Source organism: Bacillus sp. JJ864 (assembly GCF_036963045.1).
Classification (GTDB): Bacteria; Bacillota; Bacilli; order Bacillales; family Bacillaceae_G; genus Bacillus_A; species Bacillus_A pseudomycoides_C.
Genome location: NZ_JBALLY010000113.1, coordinates 1 through 21,172, shown reverse-complemented (window position 1 = coordinate 21,172; position 21,172 = coordinate 1). Strand labels below are relative to the sequence as shown.

24 protein-coding genes are annotated in these 21,172 nt (G+C 35.1%); 6 read left to right on the top strand and 18 right to left on the bottom strand.

What is annotated here, in order from left to right; translation table 11 throughout:
- Positions 1-43 precede the first annotated feature (43 nt).
- Positions 44-817: a Cof-type HAD-IIB family hydrolase gene (locus V7024_RS17310; protein WP_335522143.1), complete on the bottom strand. Its 774-nt coding sequence runs from the start codon at positions 815-817 to the stop codon at positions 44-46.
- A 503-nt stretch (positions 818-1,320) separates the two neighbouring features.
- On the opposite strand from V7024_RS17310, the gene V7024_RS17305 reads away from it, so the two are divergent.
- Together V7024_RS17305 and rnjA are read left to right on the top strand one after the other, a co-directional pair.
- Positions 1,321-1,533, top strand: coding sequence for a DNA-dependent RNA polymerase subunit epsilon (locus V7024_RS17305; RefSeq protein WP_020059314.1), 213 nt, complete (start codon positions 1,321-1,323; stop codon positions 1,531-1,533).
- 3 nt (positions 1,534-1,536) lie between these two features.
- Positions 1,537-3,204, top strand: a complete 1,668-nt coding sequence (rnjA, locus tag V7024_RS17300) for a ribonuclease J1 (RefSeq protein WP_098916340.1) — start codon at positions 1,537-1,539, stop codon at positions 3,202-3,204.
- 41 nt (positions 3,205-3,245) lie between these two features.
- Here the strand turns inward: rnjA and V7024_RS17295 are convergent, their stop codons facing one another.
- From V7024_RS17295 to V7024_RS17240, 12 genes are all read right to left on the bottom strand, one after another.
- A complete protein-coding gene (locus V7024_RS17295) occupies positions 3,246-3,914 on the bottom strand; it encodes a potassium channel family protein (RefSeq protein ID WP_335522138.1) in 669 nt (222 codons plus the stop codon).
- Between the two features lie 297 nt (positions 3,915-4,211).
- Positions 4,212-5,078 carry a cytochrome C oxidase assembly protein gene (locus V7024_RS17290; protein WP_335522136.1) on the bottom strand — a complete coding sequence of 289 codons (867 nt, stop codon included), beginning with the start codon at positions 5,076-5,078 and terminating at the stop codon, positions 4,212-4,214.
- A 98-nt stretch (positions 5,079-5,176) separates the two neighbouring features.
- The gene (locus V7024_RS17285) at positions 5,177-5,635 is read right to left on the bottom strand and encodes a TlpA disulfide reductase family protein (RefSeq protein ID WP_306198239.1); all 459 of its coding nucleotides are present in this window, start codon (positions 5,633-5,635) and stop codon (positions 5,177-5,179) included.
- Positions 5,636-5,707: 72 nt separating this feature from the next.
- A complete protein-coding gene (locus V7024_RS17280) occupies positions 5,708-6,256 on the bottom strand; it encodes a peroxiredoxin (RefSeq protein WP_097894993.1) in 549 nt (182 codons plus the stop codon).
- A 210-nt stretch (positions 6,257-6,466) separates the two neighbouring features.
- Positions 6,467-7,597, bottom strand: a complete 1,131-nt coding sequence (locus V7024_RS17275) for an N-acetyldiaminopimelate deacetylase (RefSeq protein ID WP_335522132.1) — start codon at positions 7,595-7,597, stop codon at positions 6,467-6,469.
- Positions 7,598-7,654: 57 nt separating this feature from the next.
- Complete coding sequence (gene dapD, locus V7024_RS17270) at positions 7,655-8,377, bottom strand: 2,3,4,5-tetrahydropyridine-2,6-dicarboxylate N-acetyltransferase (protein WP_090914268.1); 723 nt, start codon at positions 8,375-8,377, stop codon at positions 7,655-7,657.
- A gap of 71 nt (positions 8,378-8,448) precedes the next feature.
- On the bottom strand, positions 8,449-9,285 hold the full coding sequence (locus V7024_RS17265) for a LysR family transcriptional regulator (protein WP_335522145.1): 837 nt from the start codon (positions 9,283-9,285) through the stop codon (positions 8,449-8,451).
- Positions 9,286-9,381: 96 nt separating this feature from the next.
- Positions 9,382-9,825 (bottom strand): cyclic-di-AMP-binding protein CbpB, encoded by a 444-nt coding sequence (gene cbpB / locus V7024_RS17260; protein WP_335522128.1) that lies wholly within the window; start codon positions 9,823-9,825, stop codon positions 9,382-9,384.
- Between the two features lie 216 nt (positions 9,826-10,041).
- Positions 10,042-10,233 carry an antirepressor AbbA gene (abbA, locus tag V7024_RS17255; protein ID WP_335522126.1) on the bottom strand — a complete coding sequence of 64 codons (192 nt, stop codon included), beginning with the start codon at positions 10,231-10,233 and terminating at the stop codon, positions 10,042-10,044.
- A gap of 86 nt (positions 10,234-10,319) precedes the next feature.
- Positions 10,320-10,838, bottom strand: a complete 519-nt coding sequence (locus V7024_RS17250; RefSeq protein WP_098916348.1) for a ribonuclease H-like YkuK family protein — start codon at positions 10,836-10,838, stop codon at positions 10,320-10,322.
- Positions 10,839-10,912: 74 nt separating this feature from the next.
- Positions 10,913-11,062 carry a hypothetical protein gene (locus V7024_RS17245; RefSeq protein ID WP_335522124.1) on the bottom strand — a complete coding sequence of 50 codons (150 nt, stop codon included), beginning with the start codon at positions 11,060-11,062 and terminating at the stop codon, positions 10,913-10,915.
- Between the two features lie 187 nt (positions 11,063-11,249).
- On the bottom strand, positions 11,250-11,486 hold the full coding sequence (locus V7024_RS17240; RefSeq protein ID WP_020059327.1) for a YkuJ family protein: 237 nt from the start codon (positions 11,484-11,486) through the stop codon (positions 11,250-11,252).
- A gap of 391 nt (positions 11,487-11,877) precedes the next feature.
- Between V7024_RS17240 and V7024_RS17235 the strand changes: the two genes are divergently transcribed.
- The gene (locus tag V7024_RS17235) at positions 11,878-12,117 is read left to right on the top strand and encodes a glutaredoxin domain-containing protein (RefSeq protein ID WP_335522121.1); all 240 of its coding nucleotides are present in this window, start codon (positions 11,878-11,880) and stop codon (positions 12,115-12,117) included.
- A 114-nt stretch (positions 12,118-12,231) separates the two neighbouring features.
- On the opposite strand, the gene V7024_RS17230 is transcribed toward V7024_RS17235, so the two are convergent.
- The 3 genes from V7024_RS17230 to fadH all read right to left on the bottom strand — a co-directional run bounded on the left by V7024_RS17230 (position 12,232) and on the right by fadH (position 15,112).
- Positions 12,232-12,723 carry a DUF3993 domain-containing protein gene (locus tag V7024_RS17230; protein ID WP_335522119.1) on the bottom strand — a complete coding sequence of 164 codons (492 nt, stop codon included), beginning with the start codon at positions 12,721-12,723 and terminating at the stop codon, positions 12,232-12,234.
- A gap of 184 nt (positions 12,724-12,907) precedes the next feature.
- Positions 12,908-14,125 (bottom strand): EAL domain-containing protein, encoded by a 1,218-nt coding sequence (locus tag V7024_RS17225; protein WP_335522117.1) that lies wholly within the window; start codon positions 14,123-14,125, stop codon positions 12,908-12,910.
- Between the two features lie 222 nt (positions 14,126-14,347).
- Positions 14,348-15,112, bottom strand: a complete 765-nt coding sequence (gene fadH / locus V7024_RS17220) for a 2,4-dienoyl-CoA reductase (RefSeq protein WP_335522115.1) — start codon at positions 15,110-15,112, stop codon at positions 14,348-14,350.
- Between the two features lie 198 nt (positions 15,113-15,310).
- Between fadH and V7024_RS17215 the strand changes: the two genes are divergently transcribed.
- Complete coding sequence (locus V7024_RS17215; RefSeq protein WP_335522113.1) at positions 15,311-16,177, top strand: metallophosphoesterase; 867 nt, start codon at positions 15,311-15,313, stop codon at positions 16,175-16,177.
- Positions 16,178-16,283: 106 nt separating this feature from the next.
- Positions 16,284-16,505 carry a hypothetical protein gene (locus tag V7024_RS17210; RefSeq protein ID WP_335522111.1) on the top strand — a complete coding sequence of 74 codons (222 nt, stop codon included), beginning with the start codon at positions 16,284-16,286 and terminating at the stop codon, positions 16,503-16,505.
- Positions 16,506-16,743: 238 nt separating this feature from the next.
- Here the strand turns inward: V7024_RS17210 and V7024_RS17205 are convergent, their stop codons facing one another.
- On the bottom strand, positions 16,744-18,852 hold the full coding sequence (locus V7024_RS17205) for an RNA degradosome polyphosphate kinase (protein ID WP_335522109.1): 2,109 nt from the start codon (positions 18,850-18,852) through the stop codon (positions 16,744-16,746).
- A 116-nt stretch (positions 18,853-18,968) separates the two neighbouring features.
- Positions 18,969-20,501 (bottom strand): Ppx/GppA family phosphatase, encoded by a 1,533-nt coding sequence (locus V7024_RS17200; RefSeq protein ID WP_335522107.1) that lies wholly within the window; start codon positions 20,499-20,501, stop codon positions 18,969-18,971.
- Positions 20,502-20,677: 176 nt separating this feature from the next.
- Between V7024_RS17200 and V7024_RS17195 the strand changes: the two genes are divergently transcribed.
- Entirely contained in the window at positions 20,678-21,136 is a 459-nt protein-coding gene (locus V7024_RS17195; RefSeq protein ID WP_335522105.1) for a YkyB family protein, read from the top strand.
- Positions 21,137-21,172: the final 36 nt, after the last annotated feature.

Genomic DNA, 21,172 nt, shown 5'->3' with positions numbered 1-21,172 from the left:
GAAAACTGACTCTTTTTATTGAAACGCTTCTCATATTTATACTTTATAACAACCTTGCCCACTGCAATCCATGAAGTATACCATCTTCTGAAACATCTTTAGTTACATAATTCGCAAGCTTTTTCAAATCTTCATGTCCATTTCCCATTGCAATTCCTGTACCTACAGTTTCAATCATTTCTAAATCGTTTAACCCATCTCCAAATGCATACACTTGTTCCCCTGTGAATCCAAGCTTTTCAATAAACTTTTCAATCCCTTTCGCTTTCGATCCTCCCATTGGAAGAATGTCCATAGAATAAGCATGCCAGCGAATAAAATGAAACTTTGCATAGTCGTTAATAAACTTTTCTTCTTCTCCTGCTCTGCAAAATAAAAGCGTCTGATATACGTCACGTTCCTCATAAAAGCTAGGTTCAAACGCAGGATGATCCATATGAAGGCTAGCAAAGCTTTCTGTTACATAATGATGCGATGTCACTGTTGCTTTCATTTCTTTATGATTCATGTACACAAGCGGATAGCCTTCTTGCTCTGAAAATTTCGCGAAAGCATGTAATGCATCAGGGTGTAGAGGATTTTTATATATAACTTCATCTTCAAACACCACATACTGTCCATTGAAACTTACATAGTTATGAATGTTAAGCTCTTTACGAATATCTTCAAACATAAATGGGGCACGTCCTGTTGCAATTGCCACATGTATACCTTTTTCTTGCAAGCAACGTACAGCTTCTTTTGTGGACTTTGGTATTTCTTTGTTATGATCTAGCAATGTTCCATCAATATCAAAAAAGACAATTTTATCATTCATTTACATAATCCTCTCTACTTCATCAATTCAAACGTATCGTTTTATACTCTAAATATTTTTTCAAATACTGAAAAAGTATAACATATTGATGAATAAAGTGCTTCTTACCTAACCTCCCTGCCTAACTATGCATATACTGAAATAAAAACGGTACTACGGTTCAACATATGCATTTTCTTTTCTATTCTATCTCATACTATAAGTTGAACGAATTATTTTCTTACAAGTAGTTCATTTTTTGAAACTTAATTCTTTTTGCGCATTCTAATAAGATTATCTGCATGTTTTGAGCGAAGAAAGGAAGGAACAACCGTGCTAAAGAAATTGAAGAAAAAATTAAAAGTATATTGGAACGATTTACTTCGTAAAAAAACAATTGCTTAAATCATGCCCATTTCGGGCTTTTTTCTTCACTCTTATTCGAAAAAACATGAAAATCATAACCGTTTGCTTTATAATAGGTAAAAGATAGCCTAAAACATAGACAAGGAGAGATTGTTTTAATGATTTTTAAAGTATTTTATCAAGAAAAAACGCTAGAAGTACCTGTACGTGAAAATACTAAGGTGCTATATCTAGAAGCTGAGTCCGAAAGAGAAGTTCGCACAAAATTACACAAGTTCGCATATAATATTGAGTTTATCCAGTCTGTTACTGGTGCTCATCTTGAATATGAAAAGCAATATGCAGATTTCAAATTAGCGGAGAACGTTTAATTTATGAAATTCTTAAAAAATGACCAAACTGCTGTTTTCGCACTCGGCGGACTCGGTGAAATCGGCAAAAATACATATGCTGTTCAATTTCAAGATGAAATTATTATTATTGACGCTGGAATCAAATTTCCAGAAGACGAACTTCTTGGGATTGATTATGTCATCCCTGACTACACGTATCTCGTACGCAATGAAGAAAAAATTAAAGGACTCTTTATTACACATGGTCACGAAGATCATATCGGTGGGATTCCTTATTTATTACGCCAAGTAAACATTCCAATTTATGGTGGAAAACTAGCGCTTGGACTAATTAAAAATAAGTTAGAAGAGCACGGATTACTGCGAAAAGCACAATTGCATGAAATTAAAGAAGACGATGTAATTAAATTCAAAAAAACATCCGTCTCCTTCTTCCGCACAACACATAGTATTCCTGATTCATATGGTATCGTTGTGAAGACACCACAAGGACAGGTTGTGCATACAGGAGATTTCAAATTTGATTTCACACCAGTTGGTGAGCCAGCAGACTTAACAAAGATGGCTGAAATCGGAAAAGAAGGTGTCCTTTGCTTGCTATCTGATAGCACGAATAGCGAAGTCCCTCACTTTACGATGTCTGAGCGCCGCGTTGGTGACAGCATCCAGGATATTTTCCGTAAAGTAGAGGGCCGTATTATATTCGCAACATTTGCTTCTAATATTCACAGGCTGCAACAAGTTGTAGAAGCTGCAGTAGCAAACAATCGGAAAATTGCCGTTTTTGGTCGAAGTATGGAAGCTGCAATGGAAATCGGACAAAATCTTGGCTATATTCGCTGCCCGAAAGATACAATTATTGAACCCGCACAACTAAATCGCATACCAGCAAATCAAGTTGTGATTTTATGTACAGGGAGTCAAGGGGAACCGATGGCTGCATTATCTCGCATCGCTAACGGTACTCACCGTCAAATTCAAATTATTCCAGGTGATACTGTAGTATTTTCTTCTTCTCCAATCCCAGGAAACACGATAAGTGTAAGCCGTACTATTAACATGTTATATCGTGCAGGCGCTGAAGTCATTCACGGGCCATTGACTGATATTCATACAAGTGGACATGGCGGACAAGAAGAACAGAAGCTAATGTTACGTCTCATTAAACCAAAATATTTTATGCCAATTCACGGTGAATACCGTATGCAACGTATGCATGCAAAACTAGCAAATGATTGCGGTATCCCCGAAGAAAATTGCTTTATAATTGATAACGGTGATGTACTTGCACTTCGTGAAGATGAAGCGGCAATCGCAGGAAAGATTCCGTCTGGTTCTGTCTATATTGACGGAAATGGCATCGGTGATATCGGTAACATCGTACTTCGCGATCGTCGTATTCTTTCAGAAGAGGGACTTGTAATCGTTGTTGTTAGCATCGATATGAAAGATTTCAAAGTAGCAGCTGGTCCAGATATCATTTCTCGTGGATTCGTATACATGCGCGAAAGTAGCGATTTAATTAACGATGCACAAACATTAATTACAACTCATTTAGAAAAAGTAATGGAGCGTAAAACGACACAGTGGTCTGAAATCAAAAATGAAATTACAGATACATTGGCTCCATTCTTATATGAAAAAACGAAACGTCGACCAATGATTTTACCAATCATTATGGAAATTTAACTAAAAAGGACAATACCGCTATGCTGGCATTGTCCTTTTTTTCATTTCGCTAAAAACATTTCGAAGCGGTCCACATCATTATCGTGACCAATTACAATTAAAATATCTCCCATTTGAATATTTTCTGTCGCACGCGGTGAAACAAGAACTTCCTTCCCACGCTTAATTGCTACAATGTTCAATCCAAACTTCGCACGAATATCTAACTCAATCAATGAATGACCATCAATCTTTTCGTTCGCAATAATCTCAACAATACTATGTTCATCTGAAAGCTCTAAATAGTCCAAAACGCTACTTGAGGCAATATTATTGGCAATTCTTTTTCCCATATCGCGCTCAGGGTGAACAATTTGATCAGCTCCAATTTTACGAAGAACTTTTTCATGATAATCATTTTGTGCTTTTACAGTAATATTCTTCACGCCTAGCTCTTTCAAGATAAGGGTTGTTAAAATACTTGATTGAATATTATCCCCAATTGCAATAACTACATGATCAAAGTTTCGAATACCGAGACTTTTTAATACCATCTCATCCGTAGAATCCGCAATTACAGCATGAGATGCAATATTTGCAAACTCATTTATACGATCTTCATCCATATCAATCGCCATGACTTCCATTCCTAATTGCGCTAATTCCCGGCAAATACTACCCCCAAAACGTCCAAGACCAATAACAGCAAATTCTTTTTCTTTCGTGCTCACACAAATTCCTCCAGTAATATCAAATCGTATCAAGTAAAACTTTTAGCAGTGGAATTTCCTTAAATCCCACCTATCTTCTTTAACTCTTCAAAAACTTGATGTGAAGGCTTTGTACCCTATACATCAGGACCAACTATCATTGTAGCATATTTTTATTTCCATCATTGTTTTTTCATTCTAAATAATGGAAAGAAAAGCTTGCAGCTATTTGGCCCTTCAAGATTCCTTACATTCTTAAAGTAATTGTTTTACTGCACGCATAATGGGACAAATCCTGCAATGATCGCCTCTTCACTCTTATTTTTGTTTTTGAATATAAAAAAATTGTTGTAAATAAAAAGCGAGCATACAGACTAACATACCAAAAATAAATATATTTCCAAACGAGCTGAATGTTTGAAATACAAACATTAATGTTTCTTGTCCAAAAAAAGCAAATAGTAAATTTATAAAAGCAAATAATACCGCAAACTGATAGTGGTGCTGATGAAATAAATAATGAGTTGCTCCTAAAAAACCAATAAAAGAAACAATAAACACCCACCACATTTCCATCATCTTGTGCCAGCCTACTAGCTCATATCCGTTCACAGCAATTGCAATTGCTCCTATAACAATCATCGTTGGAACACTCCAAAATAAAGCCCACTTTCGAAAGAGTAATACTGCATTCCTGTCTTCTCGTTTATGTGCGCAATACGTTAAAAAGGTCGCGCTTATGTATAAGAGCGAGACAATTGTTAGAATAATAATTAACCAAAAATGAAGCTGATAATACTCATGTTCTATATTCGTAACAATCGCAGCTAACAAACCTGGAATACATATGCCAGTATAGCCTTCCACCAGTGACTTATTCCAAAATACCATATTACCAATTCGAATTCCTAATAACATGAAAATAACGGCACCAAGGATAAATAAAGTCATTTTATTTCCAACTAAACTCGTTGAAAAAGCGATTAATCCAACAAATAAGAATAGAGCAAATGCATTCATAATTTCGGCAACAGGTGATAAATACTCTTTCACCCACTCATATGTGTTCGTATAATTTTCTTTTTTTGCTAAGCAATATGTATAGAAACTAACACCAAAATAAATTGCCGCTACAATTACATATGTATATAAAAAGAAACATAGTATAGTACTTCCGATTTGCACACTATCCCCTACCTTTTTCTCTATGTACCATATTGATTTTACACAATTTTCATATAAAATGTAAATAAAAACCTCCCTGCTACAAGGGAGGCTTTCCTTTATTCAGCTTCTTTTTCAGCTTCATCAAGAACGCGGTTTACTCGTTTTGTTAACATTTGCATACCGCTACCACCCGCTTGGAAATGGCGCAATACACCGTTTTTATCAAACACGTAATATGCTGGTACATATTGATTCTCAAAAGAGTCTGTAATCACATGCTTATTGTCCACCAAAATAGGCTGTACAATACCGTGCTCCTCTGCCACTGCTTTCACTTTTTCAAGATCCAGATCTTCTTCTGAACGCGGCATATGCACAGCAATTACATTCAATTTATCTTTATAGTTATCACGGAATTCATTAATGCTCGGCATTGCTTCTTTACATAAATGACAGCTAACAGACCAAAAATGAATCAATGTTGGTTTATCGCCAATTAGCGCTTCCTTAACTACTTCTCCATTTAGTACAGTCGTTGCTCCTTCTAAGGAAGGCATTGGTTCACGTAATTTCATAACATTTCCCCCTTATATATGTAGAGAGAGGTCTAACAACAATTTGCTAGACCTCGTTCACTCATTCAAAAATTAAACGTTTAAAGTCTCTTGACCTGGTTTCCAGTTTGCTGGGCAAAGTCCGCCAGTTTGAAGAGCTTGAAGAACACGGAGTACTTCGTCAACTTCCCGTCCAATGTTGTTATGATGGACAACTTGATACATTAATTCGCCTTCTGGGCTAATAATGAATAGACCACGAAGCGCGATACCTTCTTCTTCAAGTAATACGCCATAATCACGAGATACTACATGATTTGTATCAGCAGCTAATGGATATTTTAACTCACCTAAACCGTTTTTCGTACGGTCAGTGTTAATCCATGCTAAATGAGTATGAATTGTGTCAGTTGATACACCAATTACCTCTGCATCTAAATCTTCGAACTCATCATAACGATCAGAAAGTGCGATAATTTCTGTTGGACATACGAAAGTGAAATCCATTGGATAGAAGAAAAGCACTGTCCATTTGTCTTGTTTCATAACCTCTTCAAGGCTTACTTTACCAAATTCTTTGTTTGGCATAACAGCATCCATCTCAAAGCGTGGAGCTTGTTTTGCTACCATACGTTCTGCCATATGTACCAACCTCCGTTAATTTTTAGTCATATATTGTCTACTCTTATATTATATGGGAGAAAATGGCTTTTAGTCAATATCATTTAATAATAATTATAAAACAACTAACTATCAACTCTTTCCCCCACCTACCATTATAAAGTATTGTGCTAGAATTACAAAAAAAATGCACCAAAGACTATAAATTTTTTATACAAAAAGGGACAAGCATTACGCTCTGTTCCCTTTCCATTTTACGTATGTTGTTAAAAATAGAATCGCTTTTTCAATTGCTGATTCATCTGGCTGTAATTTCGCATGATGCAGTCCATATTCAGATTCGACACCAAGCCAAAACATAAAACCTGGCATCTCACGTAGCATATATCCAAAATCTTCTCCTGTCATCGCCTCTGTACAAGTGATCACATTCATATTTGTATGTTCGTCCGTAAACTCCATGAATTCCTTCGTTAACGTTTCATCGTTATATACTTGATGATACATCGCTCCGTAATCAATATGCGCTGTACACCCAAAAGACGTTTCGATTCCAGCAACAATTGCTTCAATCCGTTCCTTTACTCGTTTCATAGATTCAACAGATAATGTACGTATCGTTCCTTCTAAACGAGCCTTTTCCGCAATAATATTTTGTACTGTTCCACCAGTAATTTTCCCGATTGTAATAACTGCACTATCTAGCGGATTGACATTGCGACTAATAACAGATTGCAGTTGTGTGACAAGATGGCTTGCGGCAACAATCATATCGTTTGCTGTATGGGGATATGCTGCATGTCCACCTTTCCCTTTCAAATCAATGTATAGCTCGGATGTATTCGCAAAAAGTAATCCCTCTTTTGTCGCAATTGCCCCTACTGGATATTCTGGTGCAATATGAAGCCCAAGAATCATATCTGGTTTCCATGCTTGTAACTCTTCACTTTGTAATAACGGAAGAGCGCCACCCGGCCCTTCCTCAGCTGGTTGAAAAATAAAAACAAGATGATCATCAATTCGCTCTGTAACAAAAGCTGTTAATAACCCAAGGCCAATTGTCGTATGCATATCATGCCCGCATGCGTGCATCATCCCTTCATGTAATGAAGAAAATTCATATCCTGTCTCTTCCGTAATTGGAAGTCCGTCGATATCAGCACGGTAACCAATTGTTTTTTTCGGATTACGGCCATGTACTTTTACAATGACACCTGTTTTCCATGTCTTTACTTCCATATACTCACTCGGAAGAGTATTTATATAATTCAAAATATATTGCTGTGTTTTCCATTCTTGAAAACCAAGCTCCGGAATTTGATGTAAATCTCTCCGCATTTGAATAAATTTATTTACCATCATCGTTTCACCACCATTGATAAAAAGCGTAAGAGCCTACAAGCCCTTACGCTTTCTTTTTTATTCTTCTGGGTTCAGTTGACGAAGCTCTTGTTTAATTTCTGTTTTCGCTTTTGTTTTTTCGTCAATTTCTTTAATAACACGTGCTGGTGTTCCTGCAACAACTGTGTATGGTGGTACGTCTTCTGTTACAACTGCACCCGCTGCAACAACTGCACCTTTACCTACTGTAACACCTTCTAGGACTACTACGTTTGCACCAATTACAACATCATCTTCAACGATAACTGGTTTTGCAGAAGGCGGCTCGATAACGCCTGCAAGTACAGCTCCAGCTCCAACGTGACAGTTTTTACCTACTGTTGCACGTCCACCAAGCACTGCATTCATATCTATCATTGAACCTTCACCAATTACAGCACCAATGTTAATTGTTGCGTTCATCATAATAACTGCATTATCACCGATTTCAACCTGGTCACGAATAATAGCACCTGGTTCAATACGTGCCTTTATGCCTTTTAAGTCAAGCATTGGAATTGCAGAGTTACGACGATCATTTTCAACAACATAATCTACAACATGTTTTTTATTTTCTTCAAGGATTGTCTTAATTTCAGACCATTCCCCAAATAATACGCCTGATTTTTTATTTACAAACGCTTGTACTGTTTCTGGGAATGTAATTTCTTTTAAATCCCCTTTTATGTATACCTTTACAGGAGTTTTCTTCTCACTTTTTTGAATAAACGAGATGATCTCGTTTGCATCCATCATTTTCATGCTTGTTGCCTCCTAAATCCATTTATACTGTTACTCTACCAAACGAGAAGACTCCTCGCAAGAAAATAATCTTATTTTCCTGATTGAATTTCTTCAATAACATCTAAAAACGCCTGCACTTGTTTTAATTGTCTAGCCGATTCACTTGTTAATAACCACGTTTCTCTCGTCAGTTTTACTGGAGTTTTATATGTCTTTTCCCTTACTTCTTTTAAAACAGTAGAGGGTAAAAGTGCATAACCAATACCATTTAAAACAAGTTGCTTACACGTTTCAATTTGATCGACAACAATCGTACGTTTAGGGGGATTAGAAAATAAACCATACCACCAATTTTGGATTTGTCCATAATATGTTGAATCACTTTTAAATTGAATGAACGGCCTATTGGTGTCTTTTAACATGGAAATATCCTTAATTTCTGTATCAACTAAATACAACTCATCTTCAAATAATTGTTGCTTATAGCCTTTATATTCTTGTGACCCTCGTAAAATCGCTACATGAACATCACCTTCGTAAAAGTGATTTTGCACTTCACTACTCCATCCTGTAAAGAGAGAAATTTTTACGAATGGATACTTTTGTACAAACATCTTTAAAACTGGCGGCAACCAATATTGCCCAATGACAGAGGCAACAGCAATCTTTAAAGTTCCATATGTTTCCATTTGAAAAGTTGCTAGTTCACTCTTAATCGCTTCCTCTCTTTGCAACATATCTTTAGCATAATTCGCTACTTTTTCACCTTCTGGTGTAATCGTTAATCCTTTTTGAGAGCGAATAAAAAATTTCATCCCCCATTGTTTTTCCATCGATTGAAGCCTCTGACTAAGCGCTGGTTGTGATACAAATAAGCGCTCAGAAGCCTTTCGCATATTTAACTCTTGTGCTAAAATAACCATCATCTGAAAATCATCAATTTGCAATGTTTTCCCCTTCTTTCGTTACAACTGAACGATAAAGGCGACTTCTTCTTTCAGTTGAAGTCGCCTTTTCCAACATTATCGATTAAATCGTCTCACTGTTTTATTTAGTAATTTTAAAATGGCACGACGCGTCAAAATCCCTTCAAAATATGCTTCCTCGTTCTCAACACATACAAATGGATGATCAATCGTCATCTCCAATGCTTTTGAAAATGAATCCTGTAACTTAAGGCGCGGAACATCTCCCTTCATCACACTTTCTACTTTCATATCCTCTAGTTTTTCAAATTCAATTCGCTCTAGCCCTAAAATACCATCCAAAATCATCGCTGTACTTACTAATCCATGCAATTTGTACATCGGATCTAATACTGGAATTGCTGAATAGCCAGATTTCACTAAAACAAGTAAAGCGTGCTCCAAACTATTTCCCATTTGAACATGTGCTACTTTTTCCGATGAAATCATTAAGTCCTTTACAAAAACTTGCTGAAAATCTTCTTTTGGAATGCTAATCATATTGATATCCCCCACTTTGACTCATTCTAACAAGTAGCAATTGTAAACCAATCGTAAAAAACAATTCGTTCAAGTAATGTTTTACTTTTTCATTTCTATTCTCAGTTTATGACAGCGTTTACATATTATTATCTGTCCTTATTTTCTTATTTAAAATAAATAATCACAGTTCATTTTACCATAGAAACAAAAGAAAAGACCACCATTCTGGCAGCCTTAATATCCTTCGTTTTTCAGACGAGCAAATAAGCTTGTAATTTGTTTGTAATGAGATACATCTGTTTTCTTTCGCCCGTTTTCAATATCAGAAAGTTCAACGGAAAGTATTTCACTCGCATAATTTTGTCGAAACAACACATCTAACAATAAGTTTTGTTCCTCTTTTGTTAAATCAATTTCTCTACTCATTTTTTCCTCCCCTTATTAAACCGTCCTTATTATTTATTATATAAAATATTCTCTTCGTTTAATAGATTGAAAATTCAGTACAAAAATTATTTCGTGTACCGATTTGCATAGCTAAACGCCGCATATGCATCGGGTTTAATTTTAGGTGTTAATCCCATTGCGGTAATCTTATTTGTCATATCCGAAATAAATTCTCTCGTTAAACCATATTTTCCAATATCCAAATGAATCTCCATTACAAATTCAGCACCTTCTCCGCAGTATGGATAAAGAATATCCCAAAGTTGTTGTATTCGCTCAGGTGTAAATAAACAAGCAACCTCTTGACTAAATTGCGTTTCCAAATAAATTTTTTCCCGTAAACTTGGAGGCTTTCGCTTTAAAGTTTGGTGATATAAACACCCCCAAGCTCCTTTTCCAACGCGATGCAAATGAATAGCTGTAATAAAACGTGTATCATTTTGATGTACTTGTGAATCTGTTCCAATTGACAATCGATACATGTTGCGCGGTGCACTTTGAATAAAATGACAAATTCTTGAGAATACAGTTTCGAAACTCATGTGTCGCTCTGATAAATTGTAAAATTGATATTCTCCGCCCATACAGTCACGTCCCTTCTCATAGACAGACTTTCGTATTCTCATTGTATGGGACAAAGCAACAAAATATGCCTTACTTATCCTTTGCTCGTTTCGATATTACGTATTGAATATGTACAAAACGGACATTTAAAAATAACATTTTGATTCGATTGTGCTGTTAACACATGTGTAATTTCTGACTGTTTATGACATTTTGGACACACAATAATCGGCATTTTTTCCACTTTTCTCACCTCTTTATGTCGCTGCTTATGAGCAGGCCTCTATCTCCATGCTACCTGTCCGTAAGAGCCCGATTGATGAAAACTTCACTTTATAGAATGCGTTATCAGTTTAGGGTCAGAGAGAGAATCTTATTCATCATAAAAAAAGAAGGTGCCTTCATTTTTTGAGGCACCTTCTTTTTATGTATCAAGAAAGAATATCGTAAATTTCGATTGCAACCATATCAATATTATCGAATTGATATACTTGTGGTTTTTCTCCTTGTTGATACACTTCTAGCTCGTACATATCGCTTTTATCAAAATATTTTACGCTACATTTGCGTTCACCGTTCACTTCAAAATAGCGTTGTGCTACTTCGCCGCTTTCAGCTTGTTCTTTTAGACTAACAAGACGAGTTAAAATTCCTTGGAGCAGAGACATGAAATCTCCCCTTTCTCTAATGTTCCTACGAATAGGTTTTACAGCAATACTCATTCTATCCGTCATAACTGAAAAAATGTCCCACACCCTAGGATAATGCTTATGAGCAAGAAACTCAACTAAAATTTGTCGAAAAAACATACAAAAAGCCGAAATCTACACTTCTACTGCTTTTCTTGCGCATTTAACAGAAAAACTTTATATCAATGTTGTAAAAAAGAGAAATAAGAATTATTCAATTCGTGTTCAATAAAAAGCTTGCCATGTTTATGAAAGTTTTACTTTATCTTGCATTAATGGGCACTAAACCCCGCACTGATAGACATTTCACTTTATTGAAGTTTTTTATATACGAGAATATAATGAAAATAAGTTGAAGAGGAGGAATTATATGAAGAAAGTAGATGTATACACACAACCTGATTGCCCACCATGTCAAATTATAAAAGAATTTTTAAAACATAATCATGTTATTTTCACAGAATACAATATCAAAAAAGACGCTGCTGCTCGCAATCGTCTTCTCTATGATTATGATTCCTATTCTACCCCAACTGTTGTTGTAGACGGGGAAGTTGTAGCAGGATTTCAAATTGAAAAATTACAACAACTTTTAGAATTAGAACAATAAAAAAAAGTGACAGTATATACGTCACTTTTTTTCGCTATTCGCAAATGGTAAATTCTTCTCCCCAATACTTTAAGGATCCCAAAATGGTAGGGATAAAGTGAAACTCCTGTCATTTTACTCTTTTTCGTATTTTTTTATTTCAGATAAGAGCTGTTTATTTTCATGATACCCCGCCAATTTCCATTTATCACCGTTTTTTTGCAGTGTAATAATTTGATACTCATCCGTTTTTATATTCCGTTCATACACGTATAACAAATTATGCTCTTGATTGTATACAATTTTTGTTTTTGATGAAAAAGTAAACGGTGCTTCTTTTGTAGGTAATAAATATTGAGCACTCCGTTTCACATCCTGATTATTTTCATCCGTAAAAACTTGAAGGAAGTTATCCGTGAAATAAGGAGATAATGTATCATACATTTTATCCATTGATAGTCGCTTATCACGAATAGAGAACTGCGCTTCATATCCCTTTTGAATCGTTTCAAATATTTCATTTTGATCGATTTTTGTTTCTTCTTTTCCAAGCACCGTTGTCACACCTTGTCCAATTACAAATGCAACGAAAAGAAATAGCACAATCCAAATCCCGTATTTCCTCATTTTCGCACCCTCCTTGTAAAAAGAGCTTATCCTTCTACTATTCATTGTAGCAATGATTATGCACTGAAAGAGTAGCTTTCGTTCGTAAAATGTTTACAACGATAGACACCATTCTTATCATAGTTGTCACTATTACCAATTTATGATAAAAACAAACAAAAAAATGCACGAAATATTTCGTGCATTATAATAAAACATCTTCTTCATATAAAAATTCATAAGATAAGTCAATAAATAAATAATGCTCATCATCAATAGGAAACGAAAATGTCCGAACCAATTCACTGGTTTCAAGATCTCCGTATAAATCAGACAATCTTCCCTTTTGCTCAAAGCGTAGCTTCATAATGTTTTCTAAAAAGTACGGACGCCAACTCCAATTTTTCATATAATACTCTGGCATTAACACCCATTCTCCGTCTTTTTTCATAACATTTCCTGATTTTTGAAATCCGTCTTCATTACAAATAAAAATACGAAAGCAACAATGTGTCACTTGTTGACTAAAATTCATTAGCCATTTATTAAAATCTTCTATTTTTCTCTGTTTTGCTAATACATTCCCAACATATTCTCGAAGCGTTTCTGTTAGTTCATAAACCTTCTGCAATTTTCGTTTTTCACGCTGAATAAATTGATGGCACTCACTGCCAAGGCGCTCTTTCAAAATGTCTTTATCAATAAAATTAGACAAAGATTCTTTCAAATAATCCCCTTGGTAGTATCTCCCTCCATGTTTCCACGCATATTGCAACTGATAGAATGCATCAATATCTTCATACAATAATGTTGCTCCAATGCGTCTCGCCAGGAGTGATAGTGAATACAAAATATCTTGGTACGATTGTAACAACGCCGTTTGACGTAAGTTTGTTAAATCTACTTTTAGAATATCAGGAGTTAACATACTAATTCGTTCGAGATTACTTGTGCCTGTTCCTACTTTATTAATCGCAACTTGAATACCATATGTACGGTAATACATAAGCAAATGGTTAAACTGTTCAATTTCTTCTTTAAAATCATGTTCTGTTATTTCTAATACAATATGATTTAAACAAAGCCCTTTCTTCTCATACGTTAATAATAAATGCAGTAAACTTTCACTTTCATCACTCATCAATATATGCGCATTACGGTGCACAAATAATAAAAATGATTGATCTGTTTCCAAATACCGATCCAATGCTTTTCCTAAAATAACATTATCAACTTCAAGTTGAAACTCATATGGAATCGAATCATCGTGAAAAAATGCAGCAAGACTGTGAATCCCTTCTTCTGTTTGTATACGTCCTACTACTTCATATCCAATTACAGTATGTTCATCGGCACTAAAAATAGCTTGATAATAAGGAAGGACTTTATCCAAATTACTCATCACATCTAATGCATCTACCATAGCGCTCCCCCCCCTTTACTTTTCAAGATTATAACACGTTATGTAGAAAAAATAATAAAAAAATCCCTTCAGTTCTCCTGAAGGGATTAGAGGGGTAAAATGCTAAGGGGAATTAGCAATTCTACTATGAAGAAAAAAGAGGTCTTAAATATACCTTATAAACGGTTTTCTGTAAAGGTCCTCTTTCCGAATGTCACAAATTCGTCACAAATCCCCTCTCTCTTAAAACGGATATTGATGCAAATGTTGACCACCATCCATTGTAATACAAGCTCCATTTATGTACGCTGCTTCTTCAGAGCATAAATAAAAAGCAAGACCAGCAATTTCTTCTGGTGTACCAAGCCTGCCAAGTGGCACGCTGTGTAATGTGCGCTTCGCAGCTTCTTCAGATATCCAAAGCTTATCAGCTCCCCCAGTACGTTCAATTGGCCCTGGAGCAATTGCATTCACACGAATTCCATATTTACGTCCCCACTCAACAGCAAGTGTTCTCGTCATCGCTAATACACCCGCTTTTGCTGCTGCGGAATGAATAACACCAGGACCTGCATCCCATGCATAAGTTGCAACCATATTAATAATTGTTCCTTTTATCCCTTTTTCAATCCAGTATTTACCGATAGCTTGACTGCAATAAAATGTACCATTTAACACGATGTTAATAACAGTATTCCAACCATTTGGCGATAAATCTTCAGCAGGACAAAGAAAATTTCCCGCTGCATTATTTACAAGTACATCGATGCGTCCAAATTCTTTATCGATTGTTTCAATCATTCCTTTTATATCCTCAATATTACGCACATCCATTTGTACAGGTAATACTTGTCCTTCAAATTGTTCAATTTCTTTCTTTGTCTCTTCTAACTTTTCTAGTGTACGTCCTGTAATTACAACTCTTGCTCCTTCTTTTGCAAAACGAGTTGCCATTCCTTTTCCCATTCCACTTGAACCACCTGTAATTACAACTACCTTTTCTTTCATAATTTCCCCTCCCTAAAATGAATACATATTCATTTTATCACTTTGTACGACAGAATTCTTTATAAATTTAAATTTTTCTGATATCTTTTAATAAAACACACTACTCATTAACGAAAGGAGAGAAGATACGCAGCGACTCATTCTAACAAATCACATCTTTCTACTATTATTATTTTCTATCATCTCGCTCATATGAATATGAATCAAATATCAAGAAGAAATTTTATAAAAAAAGGCATTCGTACACTATTATATACTTGTATAACGACTGGAGCAGGTTACTATTATGCAAAGTTTATAGAGCCATCCCTTCTCTCTTTTACGAATCATACACTTCACTCTCCACTTATTCCACGTGGGTTTAACGGCATTAAAATTGTTCAATTTAGCGATTTACATTTAGGATATTATTACTCACTGCAGCAACTTTCTAAAGTGGTTGCAAAAATAAATAAAAAAAAACCCGACATCGTTTTCTTTACTGGGGATTTAATCGACAATTATCAAACATATGAAGGTACTCCATTTGTCTCATCAATTTTACAAACGATTCATGCTCCGCTCGGTAAATTTGCTATTTTCGGCAATCACGATCATGGTGGGTACGGAACAGAATACTACGGTCACATCATGAAACAATCCGGATTTGAAATATTACAAAATGCTGAGAAACGCATACGTCTACTAGATGGAAGTGAAATTTCTATTTTCGGTATTGACGATATCATGCTCGGAAACCCCGACATACATGGTATCTTAAAACAAGCGCAAGATCATCTTTATACGATTGTTCTCGTTCATGAACCCGATGTTGCACCTCATATTGCAAATTTCCCTATTAATTTACAACTTTCTGGACACAGTCACGGTGGACAAGTACAATTCCCTTTCTTTGGCGCCATTATTACTCCGACATTTGCTAAGCACTATATTGAAGGTTTTTATCATATTAAGAAAGAATATGAATTGTTATTGTATGTAAATCGAGGCATTGGCACAACGCGTGTACCATTTCGATTTTTAGCAAAGCCGGAAATTACACTCTTCACATTACAATCGACATAATATAGGAATGTGTTTCGCCTATTTTCTGCATCATTCTCTCTTGTACTCGCTCATCCACCTTATTTTCCCATATGATAACAATGAGCTCATTGAAGGAGGTTTTAACATGTATCCACAGTATCAGCCAATTCCATTTCGCTCAGCTCCAATTGGTCCAATTGGAAATTCACGATTTATACCATTTTTTGGATTCCCTTTTTTAGCTGGTCTTGCAGGAGGTATAATCGGCGGGGCATTGGCATTTGGGCCTAGACCATTCTATCCACCATATCCACCTCCACCGTTCCCTTGCTACGGCTCTCCTTGTCCAACACCGTATTTTTACTAACGTAAGTAGAAACAACTATGTAAAAAAGGCCTCAAATCGAGGCCTTTTTCTCTATGTATCTCTAACTTCATTACGTGCAAATAAATCCATTTTAATTTTCCAACATATAAATCACTGCTATGCCGTTTAAAAAATAACCTGTTCTCGCTTTCTATCTTGCATGTGTCCCATCCATCAAAAAGAAACTAATTTTATATCATTTTTTCAATTTATATTTATAGAGAATTCCTGTTTTACTTTATTCCTCTTCTGTGTGTATATACGCCATTTGAAAGAGCTGCACTTGACTTTCAATATTTTCTATACGGTCCCTTACCACATAACGATACTCTCCGCCTTCATTTTGTTCACGTGCTTTTACATTATCGTCCAAAATAAGTTGTAAAACATCTTTAATTCGCATTTTCATATCAAATCCTAAAATAGGAAATGAAATTTCTACACGTTTTTCCATATTACGCGTCATCCAATCAGCTGAAGATAAATATATTTTTTCCTCTCCATTATGGTGAAAATAATAAATACGACTATGCTCTAAATAACGACCTACCACACTAATAACGCGAATATTATCACTTACACCTGGAGTTTGAGGACGCAAACAACAAATTCCCCTCACAATGAGATCAATTTTTACACCAGCTTGGGATGCTTCGTATAATTTTTGAATAAGCGGCTTATCTGTTAATGAATTCATTTTTGCTATAATATAGCCATTTTCATATTGTTTATGATAACGAATCTCTTCATCAATAAGTTCAATAAATTGCTGACGGATATCAAACGGGGCAACAGATATACGGTGAAAATGTGGTTTCATTGTATATCCGCTTAAATAATTAAAAAAGTTTGTTGCATCAATTCCGAAATCTTTGCGCGATGTAATATACCCAAAGTCAGTATATAATTTCGCTGTCGCATCATTATAGTTCCCTGTGCCTAAATGAACAAATCTTTCAATTTTTCCATGCTTTCGCCTTACAACAAGCGTAATTTTACTATGTGTTTTCAAATGACTAACACCATAAATCACATGACAACCTGCTTTTTCTAATTCTTTTGCCCACTGAACATTATTTTCTTCATCAAAACGAGCCTTTAATTCCACAAGTACTGTCACTTGCTTCCCGTTTTCTGCTGCTGTTTTTAAAGCTTGAATAACAGGTGAATCCCCGCTTACACGGTATAGTGTTTGTTTAATTGCTAGTACATCTGGATCTTCAGCTGCGTCTGCTACAAAATCAATGACAGGATGAAACGACTCGAATGGGTGATGTAATAAAACATCTTGTTCTAACACTTTTTCAAATATATCTTCTTCATCATCTAAATCTTGAGGTGGCTGCGGAATAAATGCAGGATAGATTAGATGTTCATATGTAGATGCTAACTTTTTATAAAGCGCAAATAAGCACGTTAAATCAAGCGGGCCCCCAATCATATATACATCTTCATCTTTCACTTCTAACACTTCGTATAATAGAGACAATACTCTTTTATCTAAATTATCCGTTCCTACTTCTAAACGAACCGCCGCTCCCCATTTTCGTTTTTTTAATTCTTTCTCAATGACTTTCAATAAATCACGTGCGCCTTCCTCATGAATTGTTAAATCTGCATTACGCGTAATTCGAAAACGCGTAACAGAAGATACTGTGTATCCAGTAAATAATTTATGAGTAAAGTTACTAATCACGTCTTCTAAAAAAATAAATTTTTGCTTATTATCTTCATTTGGTAAAAAAATAAAACGTTCTAATAATGATGGAACTTGTACGATGCCAAGCTTTGTCCGATTTTCTTCTACTGTTTGTCTTTCGTCATATAAAATAGCAGCTAAATTTAAGCTTTTATTTAATAACATAGGAAACGGTCGATATGCATCAATTGCTACAGGTGTTAACACAGGGAAAATTTGCTCATCAAAATATTCTTCAATAAATTCTCGTTGTTCTTTCGTTAAATCATGAAAAGACAACTGTTCAATTCCTTCTTCCTGCAGTGCAGGAAGTAACACATTTTGATAAGTATCATACTGCACTTGCATTAATTCATGTGCCTTAGATGAAATTTTTTCTAATTGTTTTTTCGGTGTTAGTCCCGCCTTATTTTCTGGTTGATTAAATCCAGCTTTCACCTGATCTTTTAGTCCTGCAACACGTACCATGAAAAATTCATCTAAATTTGAGCTGAAGATACTAATAAACTTTAATCTCTCTAATAATGGATTACTGTCATCTTGTGCTTCTTGTAATACTCGTTCATTAAAGGCAAGCCAGCTTAATTCACGATTGTTATAATAAGCTGTATCATTCAAGTTTATAAGACTATTTTTCATCACTTCCATATTTCCTTCACACTTCCCTCTAAAGCTTTCTCAATATAATTTAGTTATATTTATTTTAACAAATTTTTACTGGGAAAAATGTAAATTTTTTGTAAAGAAGTCCGTACAACTTAACATTATTCATTAAAATACAGTTCAATGTTCACTTTTAAAATTTTCTCTATTTGCTTTTTCTGCTTTTCTGCTTGTACTTTTTCAGATAAAGCTGATTGCTTACAATAAGCATAAAAACCAAGTCCCTCTTCTCTTTTTACAATACGAACGAATTCGATAAGATTGCGATTTGTTACATTTAACGCTGCTGAAAATTGTAAAACCGCCCCTAATAATCGGATTTTTCTTTGTTCGTCTTTTTCAAACCAACCTACAAACGGTTCGATGCATTGTTTAAACAACAACTTCGATTTATAAGATGCAATTAATGCTAATTTAATTCGTTCTTTATGCATCATGCCATCTATCGTTTTATTTGCTAATAAATAAAACGTATGCTGTCTGCTTGACTCTTCATCAATATATTTTCCAATATTAAATACTTTTGCCGCTCTATGCAGTGCAGTCCAATCTTCTTTCTCAAAAGAAACAACCTCATTTTTTTCTAATTCTTTACAAATCATCGTCGCATTTTTTATAAGCTGTATCACAACGCTCATATCCATCTCATATTCATAAGAAAGTAAGTATAAGCTTTCTTCCACTACATTTGGATAATAAGTAATTCCAAGTGAACTAACTAATTCTTCATAAAATACACCTTCGCGTAATCCTTTTCTACTTAATACAAAGGACGGGGCTTCTATAATCGTTGTTAACATCCTAAACACTTCTACTGCCGGAATAATAGTATCTGCGCGATCTTTAGCAAGACCCTCTAACTTTTGCAATTCTGTAAAGGAAAGTCTTAATAAATGTTCGTGCACATATTCAATGTCAGTTGGCTTCATCTTATACAGATGCAATCCAGAAATTGGATAAGAAATAAGATTTTGGTGAATGTTCACCATATTACGCGCACTACCTCCAATTGCAATTAACGGTAATTTCTTACCTTTAAACCATGGAAGATACTGAAATTGATACCATAAATATCTTCTTAATTCTTCCAGTTCTTCTGAAGTTGGCGTATCATTATGAAAAAATTGTTGTTTTAACGACAGCGCTCCGAACGGAAAACTATAATAGTTTACAATTTCTCGATTTTGAAAATACGTAACTTCTGTACTTCCTCCTCCAATGTCAACAGTAATCCCTTCTGTAAAAGAGGTAGAATTGGTAACAGCTATATATCCATACCGTGCTTCTTCATATTCTGACAATACTCGAAGCTTAAAATCAGTGTTCTCTTCAACAAGACATTTAATTTCCTTTTGATTTTTAGCTTGCCGAACTGTTGCCGTTGCAACGCACAATACTTTATGTAACTGGTGAAACCGCGTGCTTTCTTGAAATTGCAACAAAGTATATAATAATATATGAATTCCTTCCCCGCTTAAGGAACCATCTACTAAATAATTCCGTAATCGAGCGACTACCTTTGTATTTTCAATTTCTTTGTAAAAGCCACCGCTTTGTTTTTCATAAATAACTAATCTCATTGTGTTTGATCCGATATCAATAATTCCATATTGTTTTTTCAAAGCTCTCGTCATCCTTTTCTTCGTATCATTATCTCGTTTTTTCAATTTGTATTTATATATTATACAAAATAGTTGTTTTTTGTCACAACATTGCTTTAATAATGAAAATACTTATATTAGCTTTCTGCATAGAAAAATTGCTAACTTTTATTGAATTATGATAATGTAGACAGGAAAGGAGTGCTAAGATGAAATCTTCACAACCCCAGTCTCGTTCCTATAATCAATTTTCGGTTCATCAACTTGCTGAAGCAATTTTCAGTGTAAACCGACATGCAAAATCTGCTACAAATCCGAAATATTTATATTGGTTAAAAAAAACAGCTTTAGAACGATTAATTGCAGAAAAACAAGCTACGAAAGAAGGTTTACACTTTTCTAAAAACCCGCGGTTTAGCCAGCAACAATCTGACGTTCTTGTCCGAGCAGGTAATTATTACTTTCATATCCCTCCTACGAAAGACGATTTTCGTAACCTTCCACATCTGGGCAACCTTGATTGTGCATATCGAAATCCAAAAACTCATCTATCCTTAACCTCTGCTAAAAAAATGCTCCAGCAGTATATTGGGAAAGAGGCATTTCAACAAGAAAAAAAGTTAAGCGAATCCATTCCTTGGTATCGTCGTACTTACACAGAAAAATAAAAAAGCTTTGGCCAAAATGGCCAAAGCTTTTTTATT

Bases quoted from the DNA above. Each gene is read 5' to 3' on its own strand.
- V7024_RS17310 (WP_335522143.1), bottom strand. From the start codon at position 817: ATGAATGATAAAATTGTCTTTTTTGATATTGATGGAACATTGCTAGAT.
- V7024_RS17305 (WP_020059314.1), top strand. From the start codon at position 1,321: ATGATTTTTAAAGTATTTTATCAAGAAAAAACGCTAGAAGTACCTGTA.
- rnjA (WP_098916340.1), top strand. From the start codon at position 1,537: ATGAAATTCTTAAAAAATGACCAAACTGCTGTTTTCGCACTCGGCGGA.
- V7024_RS17285 (WP_306198239.1), bottom strand. From the start codon at position 5,635: ATGAAATTACGTGAACCAATGCCTTCCTTAGAAGGAGCAACGACTGTA.
- V7024_RS17280 (WP_097894993.1), bottom strand. From the start codon at position 6,256: ATGGCAGAACGTATGGTAGCAAAACAAGCTCCACGCTTTGAGATGGAT.
- V7024_RS17275 (WP_335522132.1), bottom strand. From the start codon at position 7,597: ATGATGGTAAATAAATTTATTCAAATGCGGAGAGATTTACATCAAATT.
- dapD (WP_090914268.1), bottom strand. From the start codon at position 8,377: ATGAAAATGATGGATGCAAACGAGATCATCTCGTTTATTCAAAAAAGT.
- V7024_RS17265 (WP_335522145.1), bottom strand. From the start codon at position 9,285: ATGATGGTTATTTTAGCACAAGAGTTAAATATGCGAAAGGCTTCTGAG.
- cbpB (WP_335522128.1), bottom strand. From the start codon at position 9,825: ATGATTAGCATTCCAAAAGAAGATTTTCAGCAAGTTTTTGTAAAGGAC.
- abbA (WP_335522126.1), bottom strand. From the start codon at position 10,233: ATGAGTAGAGAAATTGATTTAACAAAAGAGGAACAAAACTTATTGTTA.
- V7024_RS17250 (WP_098916348.1), bottom strand. From the start codon at position 10,838: ATGGGCGGAGAATATCAATTTTACAATTTATCAGAGCGACACATGAGT.
- V7024_RS17240 (WP_020059327.1), bottom strand. From the start codon at position 11,486: ATGTCTCTGCTCCAAGGAATTTTAACTCGTCTTGTTAGTCTAAAAGAA.
- V7024_RS17235 (WP_335522121.1), top strand. From the start codon at position 11,878: ATGAAGAAAGTAGATGTATACACACAACCTGATTGCCCACCATGTCAA.
- V7024_RS17230 (WP_335522119.1), bottom strand. From the start codon at position 12,723: ATGAGGAAATACGGGATTTGGATTGTGCTATTTCTTTTCGTTGCATTT.
- V7024_RS17225 (WP_335522117.1), bottom strand. From the start codon at position 14,125: ATGGTAGATGCATTAGATGTGATGAGTAATTTGGATAAAGTCCTTCCT.
- fadH (WP_335522115.1), bottom strand. From the start codon at position 15,112: ATGAAAGAAAAGGTAGTTGTAATTACAGGTGGTTCAAGTGGAATGGGA.
- V7024_RS17215 (WP_335522113.1), top strand. From the start codon at position 15,311: ATGAATCAAATATCAAGAAGAAATTTTATAAAAAAAGGCATTCGTACA.
- V7024_RS17210 (WP_335522111.1), top strand. From the start codon at position 16,284: ATGTATCCACAGTATCAGCCAATTCCATTTCGCTCAGCTCCAATTGGT.
- V7024_RS17205 (WP_335522109.1), bottom strand. From the start codon at position 18,852: ATGGAAGTGATGAAAAATAGTCTTATAAACTTGAATGATACAGCTTAT.
- V7024_RS17200 (WP_335522107.1), bottom strand. From the start codon at position 20,501: ATGACGAGAGCTTTGAAAAAACAATATGGAATTATTGATATCGGATCA.
- V7024_RS17195 (WP_335522105.1), top strand. From the start codon at position 20,678: ATGAAATCTTCACAACCCCAGTCTCGTTCCTATAATCAATTTTCGGTT.